The 25,923-nt window shown below is 68.6% G+C and carries 29 protein-coding genes and 3 tRNA genes; 8 read left to right on the top strand and 24 right to left on the bottom strand.

Going from position 1 to position 25,923, the window contains the following annotated elements; all coding sequences use genetic code 11:
• Positions 1-184 precede the first annotated feature (184 nt).
• Genes Mterra_RS00590 through Mterra_RS00565 form a run of 6 tightly spaced genes read right to left on the bottom strand, consistent with a single transcriptional unit; the run spans position 185 to position 5,122 of the window.
• A complete protein-coding gene (locus Mterra_RS00590) occupies positions 185-1,270 on the bottom strand; it encodes a metal ABC transporter permease (RefSeq protein WP_119313392.1) in 1,086 nt (361 codons plus the stop codon).
• Positions 1,267-2,424 carry a metal ABC transporter permease gene (locus tag Mterra_RS00585; RefSeq protein ID WP_119313391.1) on the bottom strand — a complete coding sequence of 386 codons (1,158 nt, stop codon included), beginning with the start codon at positions 2,422-2,424 and terminating at the stop codon, positions 1,267-1,269. Before Mterra_RS00585 ends, Mterra_RS00590 begins: the two co-directional genes overlap by 4 nt.
• 4 nt (positions 2,425-2,428) lie before the next feature.
• Positions 2,429-3,199, bottom strand: coding sequence for a metal ABC transporter ATP-binding protein (locus Mterra_RS00580; RefSeq protein WP_119313390.1), 771 nt, complete (start codon positions 3,197-3,199; stop codon positions 2,429-2,431).
• Positions 3,196-4,140, bottom strand: coding sequence for a metal ABC transporter solute-binding protein, Zn/Mn family (locus tag Mterra_RS00575; protein WP_119313389.1), 945 nt, complete (start codon positions 4,138-4,140; stop codon positions 3,196-3,198). The genes Mterra_RS00580 and Mterra_RS00575 overlap by 4 nt, the downstream gene beginning before the upstream one ends.
• Complete coding sequence (gene mntR / locus Mterra_RS00570; RefSeq protein WP_170159494.1) at positions 4,137-4,829, bottom strand: manganese-dependent transcriptional regulator MntR; 693 nt, start codon at positions 4,827-4,829, stop codon at positions 4,137-4,139. The genes Mterra_RS00575 and mntR overlap by 4 nt, the downstream gene beginning before the upstream one ends.
• 8 nt (positions 4,830-4,837) lie before the next feature.
• Complete coding sequence (locus tag Mterra_RS00565; RefSeq protein ID WP_170159493.1) at positions 4,838-5,122, bottom strand: hypothetical protein; 285 nt, start codon at positions 5,120-5,122, stop codon at positions 4,838-4,840.
• 131 nt (positions 5,123-5,253) lie between these two features.
• Between Mterra_RS00565 and Mterra_RS00560 the strand changes: the two genes are divergently transcribed.
• Positions 5,254-5,330, top strand: a tRNA-Arg gene (locus Mterra_RS00560).
• 75 nt (positions 5,331-5,405) lie between these two features.
• Here Mterra_RS00560 and Mterra_RS00555 read toward each other — a convergent pair.
• The 12 genes from Mterra_RS00555 to Mterra_RS00505 form a co-directional block, all read right to left on the bottom strand.
• Complete coding sequence (locus tag Mterra_RS00555; protein WP_119313386.1) at positions 5,406-6,602, bottom strand: tyrosine-type recombinase/integrase; 1,197 nt, start codon at positions 6,600-6,602, stop codon at positions 5,406-5,408.
• Entirely contained in the window at positions 6,583-6,810 is a 228-nt protein-coding gene (locus Mterra_RS00550) for a hypothetical protein (protein WP_119313385.1), read from the bottom strand. The genes Mterra_RS00555 and Mterra_RS00550 overlap by 20 nt, the downstream gene beginning before the upstream one ends.
• A 207-nt stretch (positions 6,811-7,017) precedes the next feature.
• Positions 7,018-7,242: a hypothetical protein gene (locus Mterra_RS00545; protein ID WP_119313384.1), complete on the bottom strand. Its 225-nt coding sequence runs from the start codon at positions 7,240-7,242 to the stop codon at positions 7,018-7,020.
• Positions 7,239-7,601, bottom strand: a complete 363-nt coding sequence (locus tag Mterra_RS00540) for a hypothetical protein (protein WP_119313383.1) — start codon at positions 7,599-7,601, stop codon at positions 7,239-7,241. Before Mterra_RS00540 ends, Mterra_RS00545 begins: the two co-directional genes overlap by 4 nt.
• Complete coding sequence (locus Mterra_RS00535) at positions 7,598-7,819, bottom strand: hypothetical protein (RefSeq protein WP_119313382.1); 222 nt, start codon at positions 7,817-7,819, stop codon at positions 7,598-7,600. The genes Mterra_RS00540 and Mterra_RS00535 overlap by 4 nt, the downstream gene beginning before the upstream one ends.
• 73 nt (positions 7,820-7,892) lie before the next feature.
• Complete coding sequence (locus Mterra_RS00530) at positions 7,893-8,087, bottom strand: hypothetical protein (protein ID WP_119313381.1); 195 nt, start codon at positions 8,085-8,087, stop codon at positions 7,893-7,895.
• 3 nt (positions 8,088-8,090) lie between these two features.
• A complete protein-coding gene (locus Mterra_RS00525) occupies positions 8,091-8,729 on the bottom strand; it encodes a hypothetical protein (protein ID WP_119313380.1) in 639 nt (212 codons plus the stop codon).
• A gap of 87 nt (positions 8,730-8,816) precedes the next feature.
• On the bottom strand, positions 8,817-9,086 hold the full coding sequence (locus tag Mterra_RS00520; protein ID WP_147372474.1) for a hypothetical protein: 270 nt from the start codon (positions 9,084-9,086) through the stop codon (positions 8,817-8,819).
• Complete coding sequence (locus Mterra_RS21675; protein ID WP_147372473.1) at positions 9,083-9,328, bottom strand: hypothetical protein; 246 nt, start codon at positions 9,326-9,328, stop codon at positions 9,083-9,085. The genes Mterra_RS00520 and Mterra_RS21675 overlap by 4 nt, the downstream gene beginning before the upstream one ends.
• Positions 9,329-9,563: 235 nt before the next feature.
• On the bottom strand, positions 9,564-10,997 hold the full coding sequence (locus tag Mterra_RS00515; RefSeq protein ID WP_119313378.1) for a YfjI family protein: 1,434 nt from the start codon (positions 10,995-10,997) through the stop codon (positions 9,564-9,566).
• Entirely contained in the window at positions 10,994-11,737 is a 744-nt protein-coding gene (locus Mterra_RS00510; protein WP_245971432.1) for a toprim domain-containing protein, read from the bottom strand. The genes Mterra_RS00515 and Mterra_RS00510 overlap by 4 nt, the downstream gene beginning before the upstream one ends.
• Positions 11,738-11,891: 154 nt before the next feature.
• On the bottom strand, positions 11,892-12,083 hold the full coding sequence (locus tag Mterra_RS00505) for a helix-turn-helix domain-containing protein (protein ID WP_119313377.1): 192 nt from the start codon (positions 12,081-12,083) through the stop codon (positions 11,892-11,894).
• Positions 12,084-12,894: 811 nt separating this feature from the next.
• On the opposite strand from Mterra_RS00505, the gene Mterra_RS00500 reads away from it, so the two are divergent.
• A complete protein-coding gene (locus tag Mterra_RS00500) occupies positions 12,895-13,275 on the top strand; it encodes a hypothetical protein (RefSeq protein WP_119313376.1) in 381 nt (126 codons plus the stop codon).
• A 64-nt stretch (positions 13,276-13,339) separates the two neighbouring features.
• Here the strand turns inward: Mterra_RS00500 and Mterra_RS00495 are convergent, their stop codons facing one another.
• From Mterra_RS00495 to Mterra_RS00485, 3 genes are read right to left on the bottom strand one after another with little or no spacing between them, the layout of a single operon-like run.
• Positions 13,340-14,632, bottom strand: coding sequence for an ABC transporter substrate-binding protein (locus Mterra_RS00495; RefSeq protein ID WP_119313375.1), 1,293 nt, complete (start codon positions 14,630-14,632; stop codon positions 13,340-13,342).
• Positions 14,633-14,645: 13 nt separating this feature from the next.
• Positions 14,646-15,527: a carbohydrate ABC transporter permease gene (locus tag Mterra_RS00490; protein WP_119313374.1), complete on the bottom strand. Its 882-nt coding sequence runs from the start codon at positions 15,525-15,527 to the stop codon at positions 14,646-14,648.
• Complete coding sequence (locus Mterra_RS00485) at positions 15,517-16,461, bottom strand: carbohydrate ABC transporter permease (protein WP_119313373.1); 945 nt, start codon at positions 16,459-16,461, stop codon at positions 15,517-15,519. The genes Mterra_RS00490 and Mterra_RS00485 overlap by 11 nt, the downstream gene beginning before the upstream one ends.
• Positions 16,462-16,901: 440 nt before the next feature.
• Here Mterra_RS00485 and miaB point away from each other — a divergent pair, with 440 nt between their 5' ends.
• The 6 genes from miaB to Mterra_RS00455 all read left to right on the top strand — a co-directional run bounded on the left by miaB (position 16,902) and on the right by Mterra_RS00455 (position 22,180).
• Positions 16,902-18,224, top strand: a complete 1,323-nt coding sequence (gene miaB / locus Mterra_RS00480) for a tRNA (N6-isopentenyl adenosine(37)-C2)-methylthiotransferase MiaB (protein ID WP_119313372.1) — start codon at positions 16,902-16,904, stop codon at positions 18,222-18,224.
• A 273-nt stretch (positions 18,225-18,497) separates the two neighbouring features.
• The gene (locus Mterra_RS00475; protein WP_119313371.1) at positions 18,498-18,857 is read left to right on the top strand and encodes a hypothetical protein; all 360 of its coding nucleotides are present in this window, start codon (positions 18,498-18,500) and stop codon (positions 18,855-18,857) included.
• Between the two features lie 9 nt (positions 18,858-18,866).
• The gene (locus tag Mterra_RS00470; protein WP_119313370.1) at positions 18,867-19,748 is read left to right on the top strand and encodes an FAD-dependent oxidoreductase; all 882 of its coding nucleotides are present in this window, start codon (positions 18,867-18,869) and stop codon (positions 19,746-19,748) included.
• A 268-nt stretch (positions 19,749-20,016) separates the two neighbouring features.
• Positions 20,017-20,089, top strand: a tRNA-Ala gene (locus Mterra_RS00465).
• Positions 20,089-20,159 (top strand) — tRNA-OTHER (locus Mterra_RS00460). Before Mterra_RS00465 ends, Mterra_RS00460 begins: the two co-directional genes overlap by 1 nt.
• 500 nt (positions 20,160-20,659) lie before the next feature.
• The gene (locus Mterra_RS00455; protein ID WP_119313369.1) at positions 20,660-22,180 is read left to right on the top strand and encodes a slipin family protein; all 1,521 of its coding nucleotides are present in this window, start codon (positions 20,660-20,662) and stop codon (positions 22,178-22,180) included.
• Between the two features lie 113 nt (positions 22,181-22,293).
• On the opposite strand, the gene lon is transcribed toward Mterra_RS00455, so the two are convergent.
• The 3 genes from lon to Mterra_RS00440 all read right to left on the bottom strand — a co-directional run bounded on the left by lon (position 22,294) and on the right by Mterra_RS00440 (position 25,594).
• Complete coding sequence (gene lon / locus Mterra_RS00450; protein ID WP_119313368.1) at positions 22,294-24,672, bottom strand: endopeptidase La; 2,379 nt, start codon at positions 24,670-24,672, stop codon at positions 22,294-22,296.
• A 227-nt stretch (positions 24,673-24,899) separates the two neighbouring features.
• Positions 24,900-25,109 carry a hypothetical protein gene (locus Mterra_RS00445; RefSeq protein ID WP_119313367.1) on the bottom strand — a complete coding sequence of 70 codons (210 nt, stop codon included), beginning with the start codon at positions 25,107-25,109 and terminating at the stop codon, positions 24,900-24,902.
• Positions 25,109-25,594, bottom strand: a complete 486-nt coding sequence (locus tag Mterra_RS00440) for a hypothetical protein (RefSeq protein ID WP_147372472.1) — start codon at positions 25,592-25,594, stop codon at positions 25,109-25,111. Before Mterra_RS00440 ends, Mterra_RS00445 begins: the two co-directional genes overlap by 1 nt.
• Positions 25,595-25,923 lie beyond the last annotated feature (329 nt).

The raw sequence follows: 25,923 nt of genomic DNA, 5'->3' as shown, positions 1-25,923 counted from the left end.
CCTCCCCGCGCGCGGGGAGGGGGTATCCCCCCGGCCCCCCTTGCTGAGGGAGGTAAACAAAGGGCGTTTTGCGTTTGGCGTTTTGCGTCTTGCGTACGACGTAGGACGTGGGACGTAGGACGCATGCCCCGCGCCCGGCGTCTGGCGTTTAGCTATCGGCTATGGGCCATCGACTATCGACCCCCTACGGCCTTTCCCCCGCCAAAGCCGCGCCTCGAGCCGTCAGCCGTAGCCCGTTGGGGTCGCCCGCGAGGAGCCCCTCGCGCTGGGCCCACTGCTGGGCCTGGGCCAGGAAGGCGGGGCTCCAGCCGAACTCCTCGAGCACCTCCCGCGCCGGGACGGGCCGGTCGTGGTGGGCCAGGTGGGCCAGCAGCAGCCGGGCGGCGAACTCGCGGCGCTGGCGCTCGCGGCGGTTGCGGGCGGTGAACACCCCGCCCACGGGGGAGAACAGCCAGGCCAGCCCGAAGAGCAGCCCGGCCACGGTAGCCATCATCCCGGCGATGGAGGCGTCGAGCAGGATGGCGAGCACGTAGCCCAGCACGCTCGAGACCGCCCCCACCCCCACCGCCAGGGCGATCATCACCGGCAGGCGCTGGGTGAGGAGGTAGGCGGTGGCGGGGGGGATGATCAGGAAGGCCACGATCAGGATGGCCCCCACCGACTGGAACGCGCCCACGGCGGTGAGCGAGACCAGGCTCATCAGGGCGTAGTGCAGCACGGCGGGCAGGAAGCCCAGGGCCGCCGCCAGCCCCGCGTCGAAGGTCGAGAGCTTGAGCTCCTTGTAAAACAGCAGCACGAACAGCAGGTTGACGAGGGTCAGGCCGCCCATGATCCACAGCGACTCCGGCCCCAGGTTGAGGCCGAAGGCCTCGAGGGTGTTGAAGGGGGCGTAGGCGATCTCGCCGTAGAGCACCGCGTCGAGGTCGAGGTGGACGTTGCGGAAGTACAGCGACACCGCCAGCACCCCGAGGCTGAAGAGGGCGGGGAAGACCAGCCCGATGGCCGCGTCGTTCTTGATGCGCCCGGTACGGGTGAGCCACTCCACCAGCGTCACGGTGAGCAGCCCGGCCGCGGCGGCGCCCAGCAGCGCCGGGGCCGTGGCCCGCTCGCCCCCGGAGACCCAGAAGGCCAGTACGATGCCGGGGAGCACCGCGTGCGAGATGGCGTCGGCCATCAGGGCCATGCGGCGCAGCACCAGGAAGCTGCCCAGCAGCGCCGAGGCGGTGGAGACGAAGACGGCGGTGAGGACGATGACGAAGTCGGAGCTCACGCGGCACCTCCTGCGCCGCTTTCGGCGCGCGGGTTCAGGGCCTTGGGCAGCACCCGCATGGCCTGCTCGAGGCGGTGGGCCTCGGCGTGGCCCTGCTCGGTGAGCTCCCAGCGCCCCCCGCGCCCGGCCACCCAACCCCGGGCGGCGAGCTCGGCAAGCTCCTCCTTGGCCCGGGCCGCGCTGGTGCGGCGGCGCTGGGCGAGGCTCTCGGGGGTGAGCTCGGCGTGGTTGTAGAGCACGTGGGCGTCGAGCAGCAGGCGCTCGAGGCGGATGCGGCGGCGGTTGTTGCGGGTGCGCCGCCAGTCCCACACCAGCCCGCGCTCGGGGGCCAGCAGCAGCGAGAAGAGGGTGATGAGGCTGGCGGTGAGCACCACCAGCGGGCCGGTGGGCAGGTTCTCGCGGGTGGCCGAGATCACCGCGCCCAGCACGCCCGACAGGACGCCGAAGGCCGCGGAGAGCCAGACCATGGTGCCCAGGCGGTTGGTCCACTGCCGCGCGGCGGCCGCCGGGGCGATGAGCATGGCGGCCATCAGCACCACGCCCACGGTCTGCAGCCCGATCATCACCGCGATCACCGTCAGCGAGGTCAGCAGCGTGCCCAGGCCGCGCACGGGGAGGCCCAGGCTCGAGGCGAAGGCGGCATCGAAGGTGAGCAGCTTGAACTCCTTGTACAACAGGCCCACCAGTAAGAGCGCGACGCCGCCCAAGACGGCCATGGTCAGCACGTCCTCGCCCACGACGGTGGCCGCCTGCCCGAAGATGAACTTGTCGAGCCCGGCCTGCTCGCTGTCGCCGCTGTGCTGGATGAAGGTCAGGAGGCCGATGCCGAAGCCGAAGAAGCCGCTGAGGATCACGCCAAGGGTGCTGTCCTCGGGCAGGCGGGTGCTGCGCAGGACGGCGAGCATCAGCAGCGAGGCCAGCCAGCCCGCCAGGCCCGCGCCCAGCAGCAGGACGAGCGGGGCCTTGGTCCCGGTGAGGAGGAAGGCCAGGCAGATGCCGGGGAGCGCGGCGTGGGCCAGCACGTCGCCCAGCAGGCTCTGGCGGCGCAGCGTGGCGAAGCTGCCCAGCACCCCGCCCACCAGGCCCAACAGCGCCGCGCCCAGCGCCACGTTGCGCAGGGTGTAGTCGGTGAAGATGCCGGCGAGGAGATCCACGGCCTCACCTCCCCACGCTCATGCGCTCGCCGTAGGTGGCCTTGAGGTTCTCGGGCGTGAAGGCCTGCTCGAGCGGCCCGCTGGCGATGACCTGCACGTTGAGCAGGGTGAGGTGGTCGAAGTAGTCGCGCACCGTCTCGAGGTCGTGGTGCACGACCACCACGGTCTTGCCCTGCTTCTTCAGCCCGCGCATCACCTGCAGGATGGCGGCCTCAGTGACCGCGTCCACCCCGGCGAAGGGCTCGTCCATGAAGTAGAGGTCGGAGGCCTGGGCCAGGGCGCGGGCCAGGAAGACCCGCTGCTGCTGCCCGCCCGAGAGCTGGGCGATCTGGCGGTGGGCGAAGGCGGTGAGCCCGACCTGCTCGAGCGCGTGCATCGCCGCCTCGCGCTCGGCCTTGCCGGGCCGGCGGAACCAGCCCAGCCGCCCGTAAAGCCCCATCAGCACCACGTCCAGGGCGTTGGTGGGGAAGTCCCAGTCCACCGAGGAGCGCTGGGGCACGTAGCCGATGCGGCTCCGGGCGGCCTCGAGCGGCTGCCCGAAGAACTGCACGGTGCCCGAGGCCTTTGGGATGAGCCCCAGCACGGCCTTGATCAGGGTGCTCTTGCCCGCGCCGTTGGGCCCGACGATGGCGCAGAGCTGGCCTTCGGGGATGGAAAGGTCCACGTCCCACAGCACGGGCTTCTCGTGGTAGGCCACGGTGAGGTCGCGCACCTCGAGGGGCGCCGCCCGCTGGGGAAGGGCCGAGGCTTGTTCGCTGACGCTGGACTTGATCATGGGTGTTCGCCTCCGAGCAGAGCCGAAACGATGGTTCTGACGTTGTGTTCGACCATGCCGACGTAAGTGCCTTCGGGGGTGCCGGGGTCGCCGGCCGCGTCGGAGAAGAGCTCGCCGCCGATGCGAAGCTCCTTGCCCCGGGCCCGCACCGCCGCCACCACGGCCTCCACCGAGCGCCTAGGCACGCTCGACTCGACGAAGATGGCCCGGATGCCGCGCTCGGCCAGGAAGGCCGCGAGCTCCTGCACGTCGCGGGTGCCGGTCTCGGCCACGGTCGAGACGCCCTGCAGGCCGCGCACCTCGAGCCCGTAGCGCCGCCCGAAGTAGCTGAAGGCGTCGTGCGCGGTCACCATCACCCGCTGCGCTTGGGGGATGCGCCCGATCTCCTCCTTGACCCACGCGTCGAGCGCGCGCAGCCGGGCCTGGTACTGCCGGGTGCGCTCGGCGTAGTAGCCCGCGCCCGCCGGGTCCACCTTGGAGAGCCCCTCCCGCACGGCCTCGGCGGTGTAGGCCCACAGGCTCACGTCGAACCAGACGTGGGGGTCGTAGGTGTAGGTGCCCTCGAAGCCGCCCTCCGGCGCGATGAGCAGCCCGCGGGGGATGGCGTCGGTGATGGCGATGGCCTTGGGCATCTTCTCGAAGAGCTCCACGAGCTTGCCCTCGAGGAACAGCCCGCCGTAGAAGACCACGTCGGCCTGGGTGAGCTTGCGCACGTCCCCGGCCGAGGCCTTGTAGAGGTGGGGGTCCACGCCGGCGCCCATCAGGCCCGTGACCTGCGCCCGCTCCCCGCCGATCTGCTGCACGAGGTCGGTGACGAAGTTGGTGGTCGCCACGGCCCGCACCGGTCGGTCGCCCTCGACGGGCCGCAGGGCGAAGTCTTCGACCTCGCAGGCGCTCAGCAGGAGGGCGAGGGCCAGCGCCCACAGGTGCACGGCCCTCATCCCCCCACCTCCGCGACCCACACGATCTGGGTCAGGGCCACGGGCAGCAGGTAGCGCTCCCCCGCCGCCCGCACGCGCACGCCCTCGGGCACGTGCTCGAGCACCTCCACCAGGGCCCCGGGCCGCAGCCCCAGGTGCGCGAAGAGGTTGAGCGCGTCCTGGTCCTGGCTGCCCACCCGCGCCACCAGGCCCCGCTCGCCGGCCTCGAGCGCCGCCAGCCGGCGCGTGGGCACGCCCTCGGGCAGGTGGAGCTCGGCGGTGGGGATGGGGTCGCCGTGGGGGTCGTGGGAGGGGTGCCCCAGCCACTCGGCGATGCGCTTCTCGAAGGCCTCGGAGATGTGGTGCTCCAGGCGCTCGGCCTCGGCGTGCACCTCCTCCCAGCCGTAGCCCAGCGCCTGGTGCAGGTAGGTCTCCAGAAGGCGGTGGTGGCGCAGCACCTCCAGCGCCACCTTGTACCCCGCCTCGGTGAGCCGCACGCCCTTGTAGGCTTCGTACTCCACCAGCGCGAGCTCGGCCAGCTTCTTGAGCATCCCCGTCACCGACGCGGGCTTGACCTCCATGCGGTCGGCGAGCTCCTGCGTCGAGACGGCGGTGGTGTGCTCGAGGCTCGAGCCCTCCGGCGCGCTGCCCAGCAACAGGATCTGCTTGAGGTAGTCCTCCTGCGCCTCGCTGAGCACGGGGCGGGACAGCGACGTGTTCACAGGCTCCACCCCCTCAGGCGGTAGTACCGCTCCTTAGGCTCGGCGCTGAGCGGGTGGACCCGGTTGAGCCTGCACCAGGTGAGGTGGAACCCCAGGCCCGCCCCCATCGCCCCCAGAACCCAGACCAACGCCCAATCCCCCACCCACGCCGCCAGCAGCGCGGTGACGCCGAAGAACACCACCGGCTTCCTCAAGCGCCGGGCCGGCGGGGTCTTGACCTCGAAGCGCCCGAAGAGCACCTGCCCCAGCGCGTACAGCATCCCTGCAATCGCAAGGCTCATCCACATGACGACCTCCGTATTTAGGTACGCCTACCCAAATATCTGCTAATAGTTTAGGCGTACCTAAAACCGGGTGTCAAGCCTCGAGCCCTCCCGCCCGGTTGTGCTACAATCTGCAAGCGCGTTTTCGTGCGCTCGTAGCTCAGCCGGATAGAGCGAAGGTTTCCTAAACCTTAGGTCGCAGGTTCGAGTCCTGCCGGGCGCACCAGTCCAGGACGCAAATTTACCGGGCTCACCTCGAGCCCGGTTCTCGTTTGACCCCAGGTTTTGACCCCAATAAACTTTAAGCCTTAGCGCTGGGTCGGGTCAGGTCTTCAGGGTCAATGATCCAACCCTTCTTCTCGTGCTGGAGCAGGTGGCGGTAAACCCCAAGGGTGACGTTGGGGTTAGCATGCCCCATCCGCTCGGCTACGAGCTCCAGGGGCGCACCGTTCGCCAACAGGTGCGAACCGAAAGAATGCCTCAGATCGTGAACCCTGGTGGGGGGGAATAGCACCGGCTCGACCCCGGCCTTCTCCGCTTCCTTCTGGCGCTTGGCGTTGATGCCGTCAATGATTCGCCGCAGGGCATGACCCGGCGCGTTGTAGTCCAGGGGCTTGCTTGGGTCGTTGCCGGCGAAGACCCACATCGCACCGGGCGGAGTCACCCCCAGCTTCTCGGCCCACCATTGGCGGTAAGCCTTCAGCCTCTCCAGCGTGGCGAAGGGGATGGGCACGGTGCGGGCGCTGGTGGGGGTCTTGGGGCCGGTGAGCCGGTAGGCGCTCCAGGCCCGGCGAACGGTGAGCGTACCGGCCTCGAAATCCAGATCATCCCACTGCAACCCCAACGCCTCACCCAGCCGCAGCCCGGCGGCCAGCATCAGGCGCAGGGCTAAGGCGGTACGGCGGTCCTTGTGGGCGTCCAGCGCAGCCAAGAGGGCCTGTACCTCGTGGGGCTCGAGGGCGCGTCCGGTCTTCGTCTTGGTCTGACCCCGTGGCGCTTTGATCTTGACCGGGCTCACCGGGTTGCGATACACCAGCTCGAGGTTCAGGGCTTCCTCGAACAGGGTGTGTAACTTCTGCCTGACCCACCGCACGGTACGGAGGCTGTAGCGCTCCATCAGGTCGTCAATCAGGGCGCGAATGTGGGAGGGTTTGACCTCTTGTAGCTTCCTCGAGCCCAAGTCGTCTAGGGCCTCGGGGTCTTTGAGGGAGGGGAGGGCCAGCGATAACTCACGGCGGTAGCTGTCGAGGGTGCTGGGCCTGACTTCCTTCTTCTTGCGGGACAGCCAAGTCTCAGCGAAGCCGACCACGGTGGTCTTGTCCCGGCTGAACTGACCCCGCTCGGCCCTGGTCTTGATCTCGCGGGCTAGGCGCTCAGCTTCGGCGGCGGTAGCGCCGTAGACCGAAATCCTGACCCGGCGGCCATCCTCGAGGACGGACAGCCGCGCCTCATAACGCCCATCCCGGCGCTTTCTGGGCTTATTCGTGAGCCTCGGCATTCGCCACCTCCAGGGCCTCCAGTCCCAGCACCACCACCCGGCCCCGCTGCTCCGGCGGGAGGGCCTTCAGCCGCTCCAGGGCCCCAGCCGGTGCGCGGATGTACACCCGCTCCCCGGCCTCGCCGGTCTCGAACAGCCGCAACCCCCACCGGGCGGCCAGGGCCTCACGTGGGGGTCTTACCAGATGCAGCTTTTCTCCTTTTGGCATATCGGTATTGTACACGGTTGCCCACCGTTTATTTCCGCTAACTGTTATTAAGGGAAATATCCCCCTACCCCCTGCACCGGCAGGGGAAGCACGTCCTGGACGCCACTTCCCGGCTGACCGCGTAAAACGAACGATAAGGCCCCTCGAGGGGAGGGGCCGGGGTGGACATTGGGCTGTTTCGGCGGCCGGGCGTTCCACTGGAACGACTCACTCGGGGTCAGGGGTGTTGATTGCGACGACGTAGTACGGCAGCCCCGGATCGGCCTCGCGGGCCCGCCGGAAAAGCTCACGGGCGCGCTCGAGCTGCTCGGGGGTCAGCGGCGTGGGGTCGGTGCCGGGCAGCTCGTCGCCGTAGACGACGGCGACGAGCACCGGCTCGTCGGCGGAAAGCTCGGCTTCGATGCGTTCTAGACGGCGTTCAAGGTCGCTCATAAGCTCCTCCGGGCGCGGCCCTGGGCCAGCAAAAACAGCAGCCGGCCGGCCTGGAGCCCGTCCGGGCCGGGAAGTCGGCGCTCCAGGGCGGGCCACAGGGTAGGGGGCTCACGCGGGGGCTCGAGGTCGGCGGGGGTGCGGGCGGCGAGGTAGTTGGGCGAAAGAGCCCAATCAATCAGCGCAGCAACGCCGGGCAGCCCCTCGAGCCCCTCCCCCAAAGGCTCATAGATGGGCCCGTCGTGTGCGTCTAGAAGCTGTTGGGCTCGTTCAGGGAGCGTGTCCCACGCTGAGCCGATGAACGGCCCCCAAATTTCGGACCACAACTCCTGCTCGAGTTTGGAGAGACGGCGTTCGGTCATAAAACTTTTCTCATCCTTGGCTGCTGCTGTAGGGCGGCCTCGAGGGCCTGCACCCGCGCCTCGAGGTCGGCCTGCTCGGTGGCTTTGAGGTAGGCCCCGGCGGTGGTCGCCAGGGCGCTGATCGCCTTCAGGCGGGCGTGCACGTCCTGCCCGGCGTCCCGGGCGATGGCCTCGGCCTCGAGGAGCATCCCCCACAGCACGGCCCGGAGCTGTGCCAAGTCGCCGGGTTTACGGCGGCGTAAGCGTTTGGGTTGCGGCGTTTCCATCGCGGGTTCTCCTTCGCACCCCCCCCTACAAATCGACGGGCTCGAGGCAAAGCGGCACCATCAACGTCCCGGACGCGGTTTTCAGCACCAAGAAGGGCTCACCGCCCTCTCCGGCGCGATGGAGGGCGCTCAGGAGCGCATCGGCAAGGCCGGCCTCGAGAATGCTTCGCAAATGCTCGAGCCTCAGAGCCAGCTGCGGGTACTTGCGCATCTCGGGCATGGGCTACCTCCGAATAGACTCGTCTAGCACGTAAGAAACGAGGTCTCTAGCGCTGAGGGGGCGGTCATAAGACCAGTTTCGCGGAGGCCGCCACTGGCGCTCGCCGGGCGAGAGGTCACCATCGGGCTCGAGTCGCAGCACCTCGCCGGCCCCGGCAAGCTCCCGAAGGAGATTCTGGTAGGCTCGCTGCTGCTGCACGGCCTCGACGTGACCGCCGGGCTGGGGGCGGGAGAAGCCCAAAATTTGATAAGTGAGCAGCCTCCACGAGTGGCGTAGGCCGCGCCACTCCTTGAGCAGGCCGGGGGCTTGCTCCAGGAGCGCGTTCAGGGCGGACTCGGCCTCCTCGAGCAGCCCCTCGAGCCGGTCGCGGGTCAGCGCGATGGATTCGGCCAACTGCCGGGCCTCGGTTAGCAGGGCCTCGCGCTGCTGTTGGCGCTCCTGCTGGGCGATGGCGGCCCTGACGGTGGAAATCTCGGCCTCGAGGCTGGAAATCAAATCCTGCGCGGCGCGGGCGCGGGTGATGTGGCTGATTTTATCGTGCAGGTCGGTGGTTTGTGCGGCCTTGGCTTGGGCGGCCTCGAGTTCGGTTCGGGCCTCGGCAAGTTGGGCCTGGAGGGTGGTAAGTGCGTGCAGATCGTTCATTTTGACTCCTTCAAGTTGGAAAGTAGCTTGGGGTCGCGCTTCAACGCCGAGCACCGGCGGGCGGTGGGCGAGGCGGGTGCAGGCGGGTCATGGCTCCCACCACCATTCACCCCGCCGGGGGTCGAGCCAGGCGGTGCCGAGAGCGCGTAGCACCACGCACTCCATCAACCGCCGGCCTCCGACGTGGGGCCAGTGCTGAGCGGTGACGCCCCTGAACCGCCACCGGCCAGGGGCCAGCACCTCGAGCACGCCCTGGGCCTCGGCCAAGCGGTCGTGGTAGCGCACCGGCTCCACGTCCGGGGGCTGCTCGAGGTCGAGCAGGAGTTCGGCGGCCCTGCTGGTGGCGAGGTGTCTCACGGACGGCCTCCCCAAGGGCTGAACACCGCCCAATCCCCGTGCTCGTACTGCGCGGCAGCCTCCAGCGCCGGGCGCGGGTTCCCAGGCTCCACCAGCCTGCACCAGCGGCTCCAGCCGGGCCGGGGGTCCGTCAACTCGAGGATGTAAGGCTTGGTGGGCGCGGCAGCGATGAGGGCGGCCTCGAGTTCGGCCAACACCGGCGGGAGCAGGTGGGGCCAGGGGCTCGACACGGATGCACACACACCGCCATCCACCCGACAACCCGACACTTCAGGGGTTTTCTCGTGCAGAACAGCGTTTTGTGTGTCGGGTGACTCACCCGACAGTAACCCGACAGACCCGACACCCTGCCCGACTGTCGGGTTTGTCGGGTGGGTGTCGGGTAGCCTACCCGACACCTCTTCTATCGTCCTGGACGCTATTTCTTGCGGGTTGTCGGGTTGTCGGGTAGCTTTCGATATATCTGAAAGCAGGGCCTCAAGGTCGAACACGGCTCACCTCCCGAACGCGCGGGTTGACCCGGTAGCGGTGGCGGTCCTGGGGGTCGGGCAGCACCCACCCCGCCTCGGCCAGGGCCTCCACCACCCGGCGGGCCTCGGCGGCGGTGGCGATGCCCGCCACGCCCCGGCGGTATAGCTCCCGCAGGGTGAACCCCTCCGGCTCCCCAGCCTGGAGCTTGCGGGCCAGCTTGAGCACCGGCCCGGTGTCGCCGGTGAGGGCCCTGGCCCAGACCCGCCGGGCGTGGGGTTCAAGCCACAACACGAGGGCGATGGCCCGTTTGAGGGTTGTGACGCTCAGGCGCTCGTACTCCCCGCGCAGCAGGCCCAGCACCAGGGCCAGCCGAGCGGTGAGCCCAAGGCGCTTGCCCAGGTAGGCCCGCCACGCCGTGCTGTGGTCGGGGTGGCGTATGGCGCGCTCGGTCTGGGACTCCCATCGATACCAGAGGGCCTGGGCCTCGGCGTCGAAGGCCAGCGTGCGGGGTGCGGGCCAGGCCCGCACCAGGTTGTACAGCCCCTTGAGGGTGTTGGCATACCGCACGGCCAGGGCCAGGGGCACCGGCGGGCGCTCCTCCACCCACTCCAGGGGCTCGCCGGTCACGAGCACGAAGCGCTGGAGCAGACCGTCGGCCCCGCTCCCTTCCTCCAGGGCCTCACGCACCATTTCTCGGAAAGGCCCCGGCTGCACGAAGCCCAACAAAGTAAGCACCGGCCGCTCGATGTAGCTGGAGCCGCGCACCACGCGGTCAACGTTGACCGGGCTCCCCGAGTAGGCCGCGAGGTAGAAGGCGCGCTCCGAGCCCCGGTCCTCGCGCCTCCACTCGCGAAACAGGCCCGCCAGCTCGTCCTGGAAGGCCAGCAGGCCGGGGTTCTGGGTGAGCAGGTCGGCCAGGGCCTCGCGGGTGCAGTCGGAGGCCAGCAGGCGGGCCTGGGGGGGCTTCTGGGGCTTGGGGCCTCTCTCCCCGCGCTTCTGGCCCGCCCAGGCGTCCAGCTCGGCCTCGTAGGCTTCCAGGGCGCGGCGGTTGTCCTCGCGCAGCTCGGCCTCGATCTCGTGCAGGGGCCGCAAGGCCGCGTTCAAGATCGGGGTTTTCTTCGTCGAAACGTCCATAACCCCGGCCACCCACAAGGCGCTGGACTCCCGCCAACCGGGATTGTCCACGTCGGGGGCGACGAAGGCCCGCCCCCCCACCACCGCGCTCGCGGCGCAGAGCTGGGCCATCGCCACCACCCCCAGGGGCACCCGCAGCCGGTCCGCAAAGGCCAGGGCGTAATCCTCCAGCTCGGGGGGCAGGATCGCCCCCCGAGGGAACTCCCTCAAGGGGGCCTCGCCCAGGGACTCCAGCGGCTCCGGCTCCGGCCACACCTCGGTGGCCTGCACCTCGGGGGCGGCTTTGAGGGCGTCCAGGGCGCTCACGCCAGCACCTCCCCGGCGGCTACCACATCCAGCCAATCACTGCCCGGCACCGGCGGCACCGCCAGCCGCACCTTGCGGCCCTCCGAAAGCAACTTACGGACGAGCTTGCGGGCGGCCTCCAGCCCGGCGGGGTCGTGGTCGGCGGCGATGACCACCTCATCCACCTCGGCGGGTAGCTGCACGGCGGCGAGCCCACCGGCGCTAACGCAGGCCCACGCCGGCCAGCGGGCGGCCTGGTGCACCGCCAGGGCGGTCTCGACCCCCTCGGCCAGGGCCAACGGTTGACCGGACTCAAGGCGGTAGAGCCTGATCGCCCCGCCCAGGGGGTGTGAGCCCTTCGCCAGCCGCCTGCCCAGCCGCCCGCTCCCGTCGGGCTTTAGGTGCGTCAAGTGCATCCCCACCAGTTCCCCGCCGGGGCCGATCGCCCGCGCCAACATCACCGGCTGCTCCCCCCACACCGCCAGCCGGAGGGTGGGGGGCGGCTCGATGGAGAGTCCCCGAGATTTCAAGTACGCCTGGAGCAGGGGATGGCCGGGCGTGGCGGATGCCCACCAGCGGCCCCAGCGCTCCACACGCTCGGCGTCGGGCGTGGCGGGGGCCGGTGCAGGGCGGTAGTAGCCGGGGGCCTCCCAGGGGCGGGCAGTATCGGTGTGCAGGTCGGCCCAGGTCAGCCCCAGGGCCGAGAGAATCGCGTCGGGGGCGCACCCGGCGAAGCAATGGAGAAGGATTTTACCGTCCACGACGCGGATGCTGAGGGCTTGATTGCGCCCCGTACCGTGGGCCGGGCACGTCGCACGCCAGCGGCCCGGCCCGGCGGGGTGCGCGTGGTGTAGGCGCTCGAGGAGCGCATTGGCCGGCAAAGTGGTATAATCTGTATAGCGCATCCCCGCCTCCCTAGGCCCCGCCCGCCCCGGCGGGGTTCTGCTTCGCGTCCAGCAGGGCCTCGAGCTTAGCCCGAGGCACCAAGATGCGGTGCCCAAGCCGCATGGCGGGGATGTCGCCGCGCTGGATGAGCTTCCGGACGGTGTTGCGGTGAATCCCCAGCAGGGCCGCTACCTCCTGCACGTTGTAGGCGAGCTTTTCCATTGTGTTTTCTCCGTCTAGGTCGCAATAAAAACGCCCCTGCATATGCAGGGGCAGCCGTGGATCATCGTTTTCGGGGGTCAGATAGCCCAGACCCCCGTGCAGGACGCACGGGGGGCCTCTGGAGTGGGGATTATGGCGCTGGGGGCGCATAGAGTTAGCCCCCGCACAGGGGCGGGGGCTGTATGGAGACACAATGCTCCACAATAGTGCATCTACGATATGGTACTAACGCACAATATGTCAAGGGGGGGTCATTTCGCATCATCAGAGGCACATTGGGGCACTTGACCCCAGGGCATCCCTACAAACCCTGTCGCGGACGCGCCTAGACCCTCGAGTTTTGACCCCAATTCTGACCCCAATTGACCCCAGTTTTGACCCCAATACGGATGTTTTCCATTGTGCGAGGAAGTGCGAAATTTGCTGTAGCGATGGGCCTAAATGTTGCCTAATGTGCGTGGTTGTTAGGGCCGGTGGGCTTTTCCTAAACCTTAGGTCGCAGGTTCGAGTCCTGCCGGGCGCACCAGTCCAGGGCGTGAAGAACCGGGGTCAGTACGCCCCGGTTCGCTCGTTGGGGCGGGGTTGCTTCCCGCTCAGGCCGTGGGCACCGGGATTCCCTGCACCGGGGCTGCGGGCTCGTCGGCTGCCTGCTCGAGCCCGTGGGCGTAGGTCGCTATGCTGCCGCGAATGGCGGTAGCTTCTACTCCTCCGCGAGGCGTTTGGCTGAGGGTGGCTTGCTCTGAACCCTCACCGCGCCCGCCGGCGGTTACGATCAAGATAGGCTTTAGAAGCCGCAAAGGAGCATGAGGAGATGATCAAGCGTGGATTGCTGTGCCTGATGGTCGTGCTGAGCACCGCTTTTGCCTTTGACCTCCAACAGATCAACCGCAGCCGTTCGGCACTGGTGGGGGCGATTAACGGGGTGCTCGAGGGCGGCGAAGGGAGCTGGCAGTACGTCCCGGGCGTCGGGCTGGTGATCGCCTCGAGGAACACCGGCGACGCCCGCAAGGCCGACGCCCTGGTCCCGATCCTGCGGCAGGTGTTGTTGGGCCTGGGCACGACGGTGCAGGGCCTGGACCCTGAGGACTGGATCGTCCTGGCCTACCGCAACGACGCCCTCGAGCTCGTGATCCGGGTCAAGCCCGGCCGCGCCGACAGCCTCGAGGTCTTCATCGACGGAAAGAAGCAGTGAGGGCGGTTCCCACGAACGCCCCGCGCGGCCGCCCCGGGCAACCGGGGCGGTTGCTTTTGGCGGGCTACTTAGGAAAAAACCGCTGGGTGCGGTTGGTCGCGGCCCGGATGGCCTCCTCCAGCGGCACGTCGCCGTGGAAGGCGCGCTCGAGGTCCTCCGAGACCAGCGTCTCGATGTCGGCCCAGGTCTCCATCAGGGGGACCGCCCGGATGTAGGGGATGGTGTCGAGGAAGACCCGGCTGTTGCGGGGCTTGTTGTTGGGGTCGAGGAAGGCGGGCGACTGGGCCACGCTCTTGAGCGAGGGGACGGTGCGGCCGGACTGGGCGAGGATGGTCTGGCCCTCCCTCGAGTTGGCGAACTCGATGAAGGCCCAGGCCGCGGGCTTGTTGCGGCTGGCGGCGGCCATGAAGAAGGCGTCAGCGTGGAGGATGCCGGCCTGCTCCTTGCCCCGGGGCAGCGGGGCCACGTCCCAGTCGAAGTCCTTGATGTCGCGGTAGGTGGGCACGCCGCGGCGGCTGTTGAGGAACATCGCCAGCGTGCCGTCGAGGAAGCGGTCCTCGCTGGGGCGGGCCCTTTCCAGCAGCTTGTTGGGCACCACCTTGTGCCTCACCTGTAGGTCCATGAACCACTGCAGCGCCTCCTTGGTGGCGGGGGCGTCGAGGGTGAGCCGCTTGGGGTTTTCGGGGTCGTCCACCAGGTCGCCCTTGTTCTGCCAGATGAAAGGGGCCACGCGGAAGATGCTGGCCTCGGTGCCCAGGCCGAACTGGTCGGGGGCGCCGTCGCCGTCGGTGTCCTTGGTGAGGGCCTTGGCGGTCTGGAGGAAGTCGTTCCAGGTCCAGCCCGGCTTGGGGTAGGGCACCTTGGCCTTGTCGAAGAGGTTCTTGTTGTAATAGACCACCAGGCTCGAGAGGTTCTGCGGGATGCCCATCAGCCGCTTGTTGTGGTAGAACGGCTGCACCGCCTCGGGGTAGAAGTCGGCGAGCTTGATCACCTTGCTCTGGGCCACGTAGGCGTCGAGGGGCTCGAGGACGCCCCGCGCGGCGAACTGGGCGTAGCGGCGGTAGTTGAGCAAGAACACGTCGGCGGGGGTGCCGGCGGCGAGGTCGGCGGCGAGGCGGGTGCGGTAGGAGGTCTGGCTGGGGATGTAGAGGACCTCGACCTTGACCTGAGGGTAGCGCTGGGAGAAGGCGGCTACGAGCTTGTCGTAGGCTTCCTTCTCGGCCGGCTCGCCGAAGATCATGAACGTGAAGCTCCCGCCGGGCGCGGCCTGCTGGGCGGCGGCAAAACCCCAGGCTTCCCGCAGCAGCATTCCCCCGGCGACCAACGCCAGACCGATGTAGAGCAGTTTCCGCAGCATCGCTTCCTCCTGATCAGTACGGGCCCTTGCCGCTCCCGCCCAGCCGCGCCGTCCAGTCGCGGAAAAGCTGCCCGTCGAATCCCAAAAAGCGCTGAAGGATCAAAAACAGCAGCAGGACAGGCAACAGCATAACCACCGCCGCCGCCATCAGCAGCGACGAGTCGGTGGAGTCCATCTGCTGGAGCACCTGCAGGCCCACCGGGAGGGTGTAGTTGGCCTCCGAGCGCAGGTAGAGCAGGGGGGAGGTGAGGTCGCTCCAGTAGTAGCTGAAGGCCAGAACGGCCACGGTGAGGCTCGTGGGGCGCGCCAGCGGCATGGCGACGCGGGCCCAGAGGGCAAACACCCCGGCCCCGTCGAGGCGGGCGGCCTCGAGCATCTCCCGCGGCAGGCGGCGGAAGGTCCAGAAGTACAGCAGCACGTAGAACGAGCTGGTCCCGGCCACGGCGGGCAGGATCAGGGCCCAGGGGGTGTCGATGAGGCCCAGGTTCTTGAACAGCAGGAAGCGCGTGAGCCACAGCGCGGTGGTGGGCACCATCATCAGCAGCACCGCCAGGATCACCAGCCGCCGCCGCAAGGGGGGCCTCGAGAGGGCCATGGCGAAGCCCGCCCAGGAGGCGGTGAGCACGGTGAGGGGCACCGCGAACAGCTCCACGAACAGCGAGTTGCGGAGCTGGTTGGCGAGGGGAACCGTCTCGAACAGCCGCACGTAGTTGCGCCAGCCCTCGAGGCCGGGGAGCCACTCGAGCGTGGGCGAGGGCGGCAACCCCAGGGGCCGCAGGGAGGCCACCAGCACCCACCACAGCGGCAGCAGGAACAGCCCGGCCACCGCCAGCCGCAGCAGGAAGCGCAGCGCTCGAGCCAGCCCGCGCGAAAGCCGGTGCGGCTCACTGCTCATCGCTGTACCCCCAGCCGCGCACGACGCGATAAACCAACAGCAGCAAAAGCCCCACGCCCAGCAGCAGGAGCAGCATCATCGCGGCGGCCGTGCCGAAGCGGAAGGAGTCGAAAGCCTCCTGGTACATGCGGAGGGGAAGAAAGAGCGTGGCGTAGTAGGGCCCGCCCCCCGTCATCAAGAACGCGGGCGTGAAGGTGTTCTGCGCGCTCAGGATGACGTCGCGCAGCGTCAGCAGCAGCAGCCAGGGGGCCAGCAGCGGGAGGGTGATGAAGCGGAACTGCTGCCAGCGCCGCGCACCGTCCAGCGCCGCCGACTGGTAATACTCCTCGGGCACGTTCTGCAGCCCGGCCAGCAGCACCACGAAGCCCTCGCCGATCTGGAAAGCCGCCATGATCACGATGGCGAGCAGCGCCGTGTTGCCCTCGGCCAGCCACGGCGAGACGGGCAGGCCTAAAGCCTCGAGCGCCAGGTTGAGCGGCCCGTACACCGGGTTGAAGATCCAAAGCCAGATCAGGGCGTAGGCCACGTCGGGGACGACGGTGGGGAAGAACACCGCCATGCGGAAGAACCCGGCCCCGCGCCCCGGCCGCTGCAGCAGCAGCGCCAGCGCGAGCGCCCCCAGGACGCGCAGGGGCACCGCCAGCACCACGAACACCAGCGAGTTGCGCACCGCCGTCCAGAACAGCGAGTCCTCCCCCAACGCCCGGAAATTGTCCAGCCCCACCCACACCGGAGCCCCCAGCGCGTCATACCGGGTGAAGGCGATGACCAGTGAGAGCAGCGCGGGGAGCGCCACCAGCACGGCGGTCCCGACGAGGTAAGGGGCGAGCATCCCCAGCAGGGCGGTGTGTTCTCGAGCCCCCCGCCGCGCCAGCCAAGCGGCGCCCCGCCTGGGGTGGGGGCGGCTCGAGCGGGCCGGGGGTTCGCGCTCCATACCCTACTCAACGCCCCCGCAGAGGCCGGGGGCGACGCCGGGAAGACGGCCGGGAACCGGGCATGAATTGGCCTGCACCTGTTTTTCATACCGGATTTGCCTCCAGGCGAATGCCCGAGCGGGCACATTTGGGGTGTCGGTGGTCGATAGCCGATAGCCGATAGCCGATAGCCAAGCGCACAGCGAGGGTCGTACGTCGTACGTCCTACGTCGTACGCACGACGCCAAACGCAAGACGCCTTGTTCCCCCCTTAGCAAGGGGTGCCGGGGGGATACCCCCTCCCCACGGGAGGGGTTTCACCACGGGCCACGAGCTGATGGCTGACGGCTGAGGGCTGACAGCTTAAAGCTCATCGCTTTGCTACACTTGAGAATGTTGGCGGCCCTGCCGCTCCTTTTTCGTGGCCCCGGAATCCCTCCGGCAAGCCCCTGAGGTACGAATGAAGACACACATCATCACCTACGGATGCCAGATGAACGAGTACGACACCCATCTGGTCAAGTCGGAACTCGCTTCCATCGGGGCCCAGTTCGTTGACTCCATCCCCGAGGCCGACTTTGTGCTGGTCAACACCTGTGCGGTGCGCGGGAAGCCGGTCGAGAAGGTTCGTTCGCTGCTGGGCGAGCTCCGCAAGGAGAAGGAGAAGCGCGACCTGATGGTGGGCATGATGGGCTGCTTGGCGCAACTCGAGGAGGGCCAGCAGATCGCGCGCAAGTTCGCCGTGGACGTGCTGCTCGGCCCGGGCGCGCTCACCGAGATCGGCAAGGCGATCGAGGCCAAGAACCGCTTCTGGGACCTCTCCTTCCGCGAAGAGCTCACCCACCACCTGCCCCCGGCGCCGCAGGGCCAGCTCTCGGCCTTCGTCAGCATCATCCGTGGGTGCAACCACCACTGCACCTACTGCATCGTGCCCACCACCCGCGGGCCCGAGGTCTCCCGCCACCCCGACCTGATCCTGCGCGAACTCGAGCAGCTCAAGGCAGCGGGCGTGCTCGAGGTGACCCTGCTGGGCCAGAACGTCAACTCCTACGGCAACGACCAGCCGGGCTTCCCCAAGTTCGGGGAGCTGCTGCGCCGGGTGGGCCAGGTCGGCATCCCCCGCGTCAAGTTCACCACCTCCCACCCGGTCAACTTCACCGACGAGGTGATCGCCGCGATGGCCGAGACGCCGCAGGTGTGCAATTATATCCACCTGCCGGTGCAGTCGGGCTCCAACCGGGTGCTGCGCCGCATGGCCCGCGAGTACCGCCGCGAGTGGTACCTAGACCGCATCCGCGCCATCAAGGAGGCCATCCCCGACGTGGTGCTCTCCACCGACATCATCGTGGGCTTCCCCGGCGAGAGCGAGGAGGACTTCGAGCAGACCCTCACCCTCTACGACGAGGTGCAGTACGACTCGGCCTACATGTTCATCTACTCCCCGCGCCCCGGCACGCCGAGCTACAAGCACTTCCAGGACCTGCCCCGTGAGGTCAAGGTCGAGCGGTTGCAGCGCCTGATCGAGAAGCAGAAGGAGTGGAGCTACAAGAAGAACCAGCAGTGGGTGGGCCGCACCGTCGAGGTGCTCGTGCGCGGCAGCGCCAAGGACGAGGGCTACGCCGAAGGCCACGACCGGGGCAACCACCCGGTGCTGATCCCCGCCGCCCAGGCCCCCCGGCCCGGGCTCTACCAGGTCGAGGTCAAGCAGGCCACGCCGCACATGCTCTTCGGGGAGGTGGTGGGGTCGCAGGAGGCGGCCACCATCCCGCTGATGATGGCGTAGGTTGGTGGGTTGAACGCCGGGCGTGAGAGGCCGATAGCCAATAGCCGATAGCTGAACGCCGGACGCGCGTCGTACGTCCTACGTCGTACGCAAGACGCAAAACGCCAAACGCCTTGTTCCCCCCTTAGCAAGGGGTGCTGGAGGGATACCCCCTCCCCGCACACGGGGAGGGGTGAACCACCAGCCACAGGCCCGTTCGGCCGCCGGCGGCTCCCGTGCCTGCCCTCCTTCTTACCCCTAGCCTTAGGGGCCTCCCGGCGGTATGTTGAACCCATGCAACCGCGTTTCCTCATCGCCGGGCTTGTCGGGGCGGCGGTTTTCGCCATGAGCCTGGCTACTTTTCGCTGGAACCTCCCAAGCTTTGCCGTCTCGAGCCTCCTCGCCCTGCTGGCGGGCTGGCTGACCCTGAGGTGGAACCTCCGGCTCGACCTCGGGGGCCTGGGTCCGGCGGCCCGCGAACGCGTGGCGATGCAGGTCGCCTGGCGCAAGGGTGGCAGGATTACCCCGGAGCAACTCGCGCGGGTGGCGGGGATGTCCCCCGAGCAGGCCCGGCAAACGCTCGAGCTCCTCGCCAGCCGCGACCTTTGCCGCAAGGAAGGCGCCGTTTACGTCTTCTACCCTAAACGCGCCTGAGCCGCCGCCGTGAGCCAGCCGGACGCCGGGATCGTGGTGTTGGGCGCGGGCATCGCGGGCCTGAGCGCGGCCCGGCTCCTGCACGAGGCGGGGCACCGGGTGCGGGTGGTCAGCCGGGAGCTGGGCGAGGCGAGCCGGGTGCCCGAGCCCCTGCTCAACCCGGTGCGGGGCAGGCGCGGCGCGGTGGCCCCCGAGGCCGAGGAGGCCCTCGAGGCCCTCTGGGGCTTCTACCCCCGCTTCACCCCCGTGCGCCAGGGCATCCTGCGCCCGGTGCCCCCGCCCGAGCGCGAGGCGTGGCAGGCGCGGCTCGAGGGCCGCGGCATCCCCCACGCGTGGCTCGAGGAGGGCCTGTACCTGCAGAGCGCGGGCTGGCTCGAGTCCACCCCCCTGCTGCACCGCCTGGCCGAGGGCCTGGACATCGTGTGGGCCGGCGTGGAGAGGCTCGAGGGGAACACGCTGTGGCTCGAGGACGGGCGGAGCCTCACGGGCGAGGTGCTGGTCTACGCCGGCGGGGCCGGCGGGGCCCACCTGGCCGGGCTCGGGGGGCGCTTCACGCCGGGCTCGGTGCTCATCACCCGCGAGCACTTCAAGCAGGCCCGCTCCTACGGCGTCTACGTGGCCGGGCACAGCCTGGGCGGGAGCTACCTGCCGCACCAGGACCGCTACTCGCCCCACCGCATCCGGCCGCAAGAGGTCGAGTGGCTGCTCTCGGGCGCCGAGCAACTGCTGGGGTACCGGCCGGAGTGGCGCTCGAGCTGGAGCAGCGTGCGCTACCGCCTCGACCGGGACTACCTCAAGAAAATCCCCGGCGGCTACGCGCTCACCGGGTTCGGCTCGGCGGCCTATTTTTACGCGCCGCTGTACGCGCGGCGGCTGTTGGCGAAGCTCTAGCCCCCGTAGCGGTGCAGCAGGGCGAACCAGGCGATCAGGACCAGTGCCGTAACAACCACGAAAGCGATGACGCGACCCATGGCCCTGATTATCCCAGTTCCGGGGGGCTTGCTAAAGTAGCATTCGAATGCTACTATCTGTTCTTGCGTCCGCCAAGACGCCGGGAAAGTCGGGTTCCTGGAGGCAAAGGCCCAGGCTCTGCAAGCCTGGCTGGCGCCCCCGCGCTTCGCGGAGGGGCGTACCGCCGAAAGCGACCGGACCTACCGCCGCGCGATTAGCTCAGCGGCAGAGCACGCCCATGCCGGGCGAGGGCGTGGGTTCGAATCCCACATCGTGCTCCACAGGATTAGCTCAGTGGGAGAGCACCGGAGGCTACTCCGGCAGTCGCGGGTTCGAATCCCGCATCCTGACCTTCCGACTCGTAATCGGAGTGGGTCAAACACCCTGAAAAGGTGTCCTTTGGGTAAAGGCGAAAGCCGAGAAGGTTCGAATCCTTCACCGCGCCGCCAGGCGCACCACAACCCCTGCCCAGGTCGTTCCCGGCTCCTGGAGGGGCGGGCCCCTCCGGAGCAGCAGCGAAGGACCCGGCGAGCGTGGGACAGCAGCGCCCGAGTGCGCGTCTTCCCCCGGCCAGATCCGCGTCAGGTTCGCCACGCGCGGTGCGGCCTGCGGGACCACCGCATGTGGGCCGAGGAGAGCCTCCGGGCCGAGCTCGAGGCCGCCCCAAGCCCTTAATCCGGCCTGCTGCAAACGCTGATGAGGACGAGTGCTCGTCCTTTCGCCCGCTCCGTAGCTGTGGGGGCCCTGGGGCAGGGCCTTTTTGCCCCAACCGGGAAGCCGCTTCCCGTGCGAATACCCTGCGTGCTTGCGACCTTGGGGAGGCACGCGACCGAAGGAGGAGGTGAACTCCGATGTTCAAGAGCCTACGTATCAAGCAGCACGAGCGCGGCCTGCTCTACCGCTGGGGCGACTTCCGCGCGGTGCTCATGCCCGGCCTGCACCGCCTGCTGGGCCAGGGCTGGAGCGTGCAGAAGTACGACCTGAGCGAGCCCGAGGCCACCATTCCCAACCTCGAGTTCCTCCTCAAGGCCCGCCCCGACGTGCTGGCCGAGCATTTCACCGTGGTCAAGACCGGCCCCGCCCAGGCGGCGCTGGTGCGGCTGGGCCAGGGCTGGATCACCGTGGGCCCCAACCAGCTCCGCGCCTTCTGGAAGGGCTTCGTGGAGGTCGAGGCGCAGGTGTTCGACCTCGAGACCGGCTTCGAGCTCCCTGCCGAGTACGCCAAGCTGCTCAAGGACAAGAGCCTGGCGGGCCTGCAGATGGTGCAGGTCGCCGAGTCGCAGATCGGGTTGCTCTACGACCGCGGCAACTTCGTGCGCCCCCTCGAGCCCGGCACCTACGGCTTCTGGACCTTCGAGCGCAAGATCACCGTCCACACCTACGACCGCACCCAGCCCGTGCCCAACCTGCCCCTCGAGGACGTGCTGCTCGAGCGCCACCCCGGCTTCGTGGCCCAGTACTGCGAGTCGGTGCAGCTCGGCGCCGCCCAGGTGGCCCTGGTGCGCCACAAGGGCAAGGTGATCGCCGTGCTGCCCCCCGCCAGCCGCAAGCTGTTCTGGAAGGGCGTGGAGGTGGAGGTGCTCGACACCCTCGAGCGCTTCAAGCTCAGCCCCGCGCTCGCCGCCGAGCTGGTGAGCGGCCTGCCCGAGGTGGCCCACCTCAGCCTCAAGCACCTGCACGTGCGCGAGGTGCCCGCGCAGCACGTGGGCCTGCTCTACGTGGACGGCGCCTTCCGCGAGACCCTGGGCCCCGGCCTGCACGCCTGGTGGGTCTTCGGCCGCGCCCTCAAGAGTGAGGTGCTCGACACCCGCCTGCAGACCCTCGAGGTCTCGGGCCAGGAGATCCTCACCAAGGACAAGGTGCCCCTGCGCCTCAACCTCACCGCCGGCTACAAGGTCGCCGACGCCGTGGCCGCCAAGGCCAAGCTCGCCGACGTGGAGGGCTACGTCTACAAGGAGCTGCAGTTCGGCCTGCGCGCCGCCGTGGGCACCCGCACCCTCGACGAGCTGCTGGAGGACAAGGGCCTCATCGACCGCGAGGTGGCCGCCTACATCGCCCGCAAGACCGAGGGCTACGGCCTCGAGGTCGAGAGCGTGGGCGTGAAGGACGTCATCCTGCCCGGCGAGATCAGGGCCATCCTCTCGAGGGTGGTCGAGGCCGAGAAGGCCGCACAGGCCAACGTGATCCGCCGCCGCGAGGAGACCGCCGCCACCCGCAGCATGCTCAACACCGCCAAGGTGATGGAGGACAACCCCATCGCCCTGCGCCTGAAGGAGCTGGAGGTGCTGGAGCGCATCTCGGAGAAGATCGAGCGCATCAGCGTGGGCTCGCTGGACAGCGTCCTGAGCGAGCTGGTGAGCATCAAGAAGTGACGTCGGGCCGAACGCAAGACGCAAAACGCCGTAGGGGCAGGCACGAGACCTGCCCCTGCCCGCAAAGGCCAAGCCCCGGTGCGAAACCGGGGCTGCTGTTTTGTTCGGGAGACCTACGCGCCCGCGCCGGGCTGGGTGCGGTTCTCGCCGGGCTGCACCACGGGCATCACGGGCTCGGGGAGCAGGAGGGTCTTGAGGACCTCGCTCACGTCCTCGGCCAGGGTGATCTCGAGGCCGCGGCGGATCTCGTCGGGGATGTCCTGGAGCTGGGCCTCGTTCTCCTTGGGCACGATGATCTTGCTGATGCCGGCCTGGTGGGCGGCCAGGAGCTTCTCCTTCACGCCGCCGATGGGGAGCACCTTGCCGCGCAGGGTGACCTCGCCGGTCATGGCGATGTCCATGCGGGCGGGGCGGCGGGAGAGGGCCGAGGCGAGGGCGGTGGTCATGGTGATGCCCGCGCTGGGGCCGTCCTTGGGCGTAGCACCCTCGGGCACGTGCACGTGGATGTCGTACTTGGTGTGGAAGTCCTCGGGGAGGCCCCACTCCTGGGCGTGGGCGCGCAGGTAGGTGAAGGCGGCCTGGGCCGACTCCTTCATCACGTCGCCCAAAGAGCCGGTGAGCACGATCTTGCCGGTGCCGGGGACCGCGACGGCCTCGATGGTGAGCAACGTGCCGCCCACGGGGGTCCAGGCCAGGCCCTGTGCGGTGCCCACGCTGGGCTCCTTCTCGGCCTTGTCGGGGCGGAACTTGGGGATGCCCAGGTAGGCCGGGACCTCAGGGGCGTCCACGACGCGCTGGCCCTCCCAGGAGGACTCGAGGAAGTTCTTGGCCCCCTTGCGGGCGATCTTGCCCAGCTCGCGCTCGAGGTTGCGCACGCCCGCCTCGCGGGTGTACTCGTTGATGACCCGGTCGATGGCGCCGTCGCTCACGGTGAGCTTGCCCTCCATCCCGGCTTCCTTGACCTGGCGCGGCAGCAGGTACTGCTTGGCGATGTTCTGCTTCTCGTAGTTGGTGTAGCCGGGGATCTCGATGACCTCCATGCGGTCGAGCAGGGGCCGCGGGATGGTCTGGAGGGTGTTGGCGGTGGTGATGAAGAAGACCTTGGAGAGGTCGTAGGCCACGTCGAGGTAGTGGTCGGTGAAGGTGTTGTTCTGCTCGGGGTCGAGCACCTCGAGCATCGCGCTGGCGGGGTCGCCGCGCCAGTCGGCGCTCATCTTGTCGATCTCGTCGAGGAGGATCACCGGGTTGATCACCCCGACCTGCTTCATGGCCTGGATGATCTTGCCGGGCAGCGCCCCGATGTAGGTGCGGCGGTGGCCGCGGATCTCGGCCTCGTCGCGCACGCCGCCCAGGGAGATGCGGTGGAACTGGCGGTTCATGCTGCGGGCGATGGAGCGGCCCAGGCTGGTCTTGCCCACGCCGGGAGGCCCCACGAGCACGAGGATGGGCGCCTTGTTGCGCACCTCGAGGCCCTGGGTCATCTGGCGCACGGCGAGGTACTCCAGGATGCGCTCCTTCACGTCCTGCAGGCCGTAGTGGTCCTCGTCGAGCACGGCGCGGGTCTTGGTGATGTCGAGGACCTCGTCGTCGGCCTTGCTCCAGGGCACGTCCACCAGCCAGTCGAGGTAGGTGCGGGCCACGGTGGCCTCGGGGCTGCCCTGCTGCATGCGCTCCAGGCGCTGCAGCTCCTTGAGGGCCTTCTGCTTGACGGCCTCGGGCATCCCGGCGGCCTCGATCTTGCCGCGCAGCTCCTCGAGGTCGTTGCCCCCGTCCTCGCCGCCGAGTTCCTTCTGGATGGCCTTCATCTGCTCGCGCAGGTAGTACTCGCGCTGGTTCTGGTCCATCTGCTCCTTGACCCGCGCCGAGACGCGCTTGTCCATCTCGAAGCGCTCGAGGTCGCGCGTGAGGAACTCGAGGACCTTCTTCAGCCGGGCCTCGAGGTCGAAGCTCTCGAGCACGGCCTGCTTCTCCTCCACGCTCCAGGTGGCGTGGTGGGTGATGGTGTCGGCCAGCACGCCGGGGTCGCCGGTGGCGCGCAGGTTGTCGAGCTGGTAGCGGTCGAGCCGCAGCGACTTGTGCCCGGCGACGTAGCGGTCGAAGGCGTCCTTGATCTCGTCGATCAGGACCCGGCCCAAAGTCTCGTCGCGCAGGGCGGTCTCGTTCTGTACCTCGCCGCGGGCCCGCAGGTAGGGCCCGGCGACGTAATCGATGAGCTGTACCCGGCTGCGGGCTTCGACCATGACCTGCATGGTGCCGTCCGGCAGCCGCATGGCTTGCTTGACTACGCCCAAAGTCCCAACGCCGTAGAGGTCGTCGGGGGACGGATCATCCACCTCGGGGTCGCGCTGCGCCACCAGGAAGATGAGCCGGTCGGCCCCCAAGGCCTCCTCGATTGCCCGCTTGGACTTCGCGCGTCCCACTTCCACCGACGTGGTGGCGTGAGGCGGGATGACCGTCGAGCGCAAGGGAATGACCGGCAATTCAAGACGCATTCTCTTCCTCCATGTCCCGCCTACCAAACCGTCGCTCCACGGCGGGAAAGAACGACTTATACGGATTCTACAACCCCCCCTCCCGTCAATAGGGTCAGAAGGCACACTTAGGGAACTTGAGCGTCACTTTATCAATTATGATGAACGCCCTCACGACACACGGCAGGGGAACAGGGAGGGTCACTGGGATATACGCGTGCGGCCAGCCTGCCGGATGGCCCCGGCCTTCAGGCCAGCCGCTCGACGCGGTGGACGTTGCCCAGGATGAGCTCGAGCCGCAGCCGCTCCCCGGCCTGCGGGGCGGGGGAGAGGAAGGTGTCCTGGAAGCGCACGCGCACGGCGCCCTCGCCGGTCTGGAGCACCACGTCGTAGAACACCGCCCCGTGGATGCTCACGGCCTGGGCCTGCAGCACGGTGCCCTCGAGGGTCTGGTGCATCAGAACAGCACCACCTTGGCGACGAGGTTTTCGAAGCTCAGGGTGCCGCTGGTGAGGCCCAGGTTCTCCAGCTTGACCCCGATGTAGAGGGTCTGGTTGTTGACGCCGCTGGTCAGGTGAGCCCCCGACCACTTCACGGCGGAGGTGCTGCTCTTGCGGAAGTCGAGCGTGCCCAGGTCGTCCATCGTGGCCGCGTCGAAGCTGCCGCAGCGGAAGAAGCCCCCGCTGCTGGCGCAGTTGGGCTCCTGGTCGGTCGCGTAGAAGTGCAGCACCCCCTGGCCCGTGAACCTCGCCGTCCCCTCGAGGCCGATCTCCTTGACCCCGACCGGGGGCTTCTGCAATTGCTGGGCCTTCTGGAAGTAGATGGCCCCGTCGGAGATCAGGCTGACGTTGACGGGCTCGGCGGTGATGGCGATGGACAGCGGCGCGCCGCTGCAAGCGGCCAACAGGCCGCCTAGGGCGACGGAGAGAAGAAAACGCCTCATAGGCCGAACTATACCCGCCTTGTCTGAGAAAAGTTGAGACTTGTGCACCCAGGGCACGTGAACTTCGGCGCAAAGTTATGCAGCGCCGCTCTTGACAGCCTTCGGCACGAAGTAGAAGCATAGAGCCAAGGGTTAAATCAGCTCCCGCGAGGGCTCGAACCTTCTTGGTGATTATTCACACAGGAGGTCGTGTGGCAGTTTGCATGGGAGGCACGGCGGCCCGCAGGCCTCGGCGGCAGGGCGAGAAAACTTGCACCGCTGTGGGGGCCGGCGGCCCTCGCCCGCGGTTTTTGGACACTGTGTCCATTGCGTGTGCCGCTCGAGAAGCC

The sequence above is a fragment of the Calidithermus terrae genome (assembly GCF_003574345.1).
Classification (GTDB): Bacteria; Deinococcota; Deinococci; order Deinococcales; family Thermaceae; genus Calidithermus; species Calidithermus chliarophilus.
The sequence above is the reverse complement of the archived record's forward strand: the minus strand, read 5'-3'. Positions and strand labels throughout refer to the sequence as shown.

Coding starts and splice junctions, on each gene's coding strand:
- Mterra_RS00580 (WP_119313390.1), bottom strand. CDS start 3,199: ATGATCAAGTCCAGCGTCAGCGAACAAGCCTCGGCCCTTCCCCAGCGG.
- Mterra_RS00575 (WP_119313389.1), bottom strand. CDS start 4,140: ATGAGGGCCGTGCACCTGTGGGCGCTGGCCCTCGCCCTCCTGCTGAGC.
- Mterra_RS00565 (WP_170159493.1), bottom strand. CDS start 5,122: ATGAGCCTTGCGATTGCAGGGATGCTGTACGCGCTGGGGCAGGTGCTC.
- Mterra_RS00555 (WP_119313386.1), bottom strand. CDS start 6,602: ATGCCGAGGCTCACGAATAAGCCCAGAAAGCGCCGGGATGGGCGTTAT.
- Mterra_RS00550 (WP_119313385.1), bottom strand. CDS start 6,810: ATGCCAAAAGGAGAAAAGCTGCATCTGGTAAGACCCCCACGTGAGGCC.
- Mterra_RS00545 (WP_119313384.1), bottom strand. CDS start 7,242: ATGAGCGACCTTGAACGCCGTCTAGAACGCATCGAAGCCGAGCTTTCC.
- Mterra_RS00540 (WP_119313383.1), bottom strand. CDS start 7,601: ATGACCGAACGCCGTCTCTCCAAACTCGAGCAGGAGTTGTGGTCCGAA.
- Mterra_RS00530 (WP_119313381.1), bottom strand. CDS start 8,087: ATGCCCGAGATGCGCAAGTACCCGCAGCTGGCTCTGAGGCTCGAGCAT.
- Mterra_RS00525 (WP_119313380.1), bottom strand. CDS start 8,729: ATGAACGATCTGCACGCACTTACCACCCTCCAGGCCCAACTTGCCGAG.
- Mterra_RS00505 (WP_119313377.1), bottom strand. CDS start 12,083: ATGGAAAAGCTCGCCTACAACGTGCAGGAGGTAGCGGCCCTGCTGGGG.
- Mterra_RS00500 (WP_119313376.1), top strand. CDS start 12,895: ATGATCAAGCGTGGATTGCTGTGCCTGATGGTCGTGCTGAGCACCGCT.
- Mterra_RS00495 (WP_119313375.1), bottom strand. CDS start 14,632: ATGCTGCGGAAACTGCTCTACATCGGTCTGGCGTTGGTCGCCGGGGGA.
- Mterra_RS00490 (WP_119313374.1), bottom strand. CDS start 15,527: ATGAGCAGTGAGCCGCACCGGCTTTCGCGCGGGCTGGCTCGAGCGCTG.
- Mterra_RS00485 (WP_119313373.1), bottom strand. CDS start 16,461: ATGGAGCGCGAACCCCCGGCCCGCTCGAGCCGCCCCCACCCCAGGCGG.
- miaB (WP_119313372.1), top strand. CDS start 16,902: ATGAAGACACACATCATCACCTACGGATGCCAGATGAACGAGTACGAC.
- Mterra_RS00475 (WP_119313371.1), top strand. CDS start 18,498: ATGCAACCGCGTTTCCTCATCGCCGGGCTTGTCGGGGCGGCGGTTTTC.
- Mterra_RS00455 (WP_119313369.1), top strand. CDS start 20,660: ATGTTCAAGAGCCTACGTATCAAGCAGCACGAGCGCGGCCTGCTCTAC.
- lon (WP_119313368.1), bottom strand. CDS start 24,672: ATGCGTCTTGAATTGCCGGTCATTCCCTTGCGCTCGACGGTCATCCCG.
- Mterra_RS00445 (WP_119313367.1), bottom strand. CDS start 25,109: ATGCACCAGACCCTCGAGGGCACCGTGCTGCAGGCCCAGGCCGTGAGC.
- Mterra_RS00440 (WP_147372472.1), bottom strand. CDS start 25,594: ATGAGGCGTTTTCTTCTCTCCGTCGCCCTAGGCGGCCTGTTGGCCGCT.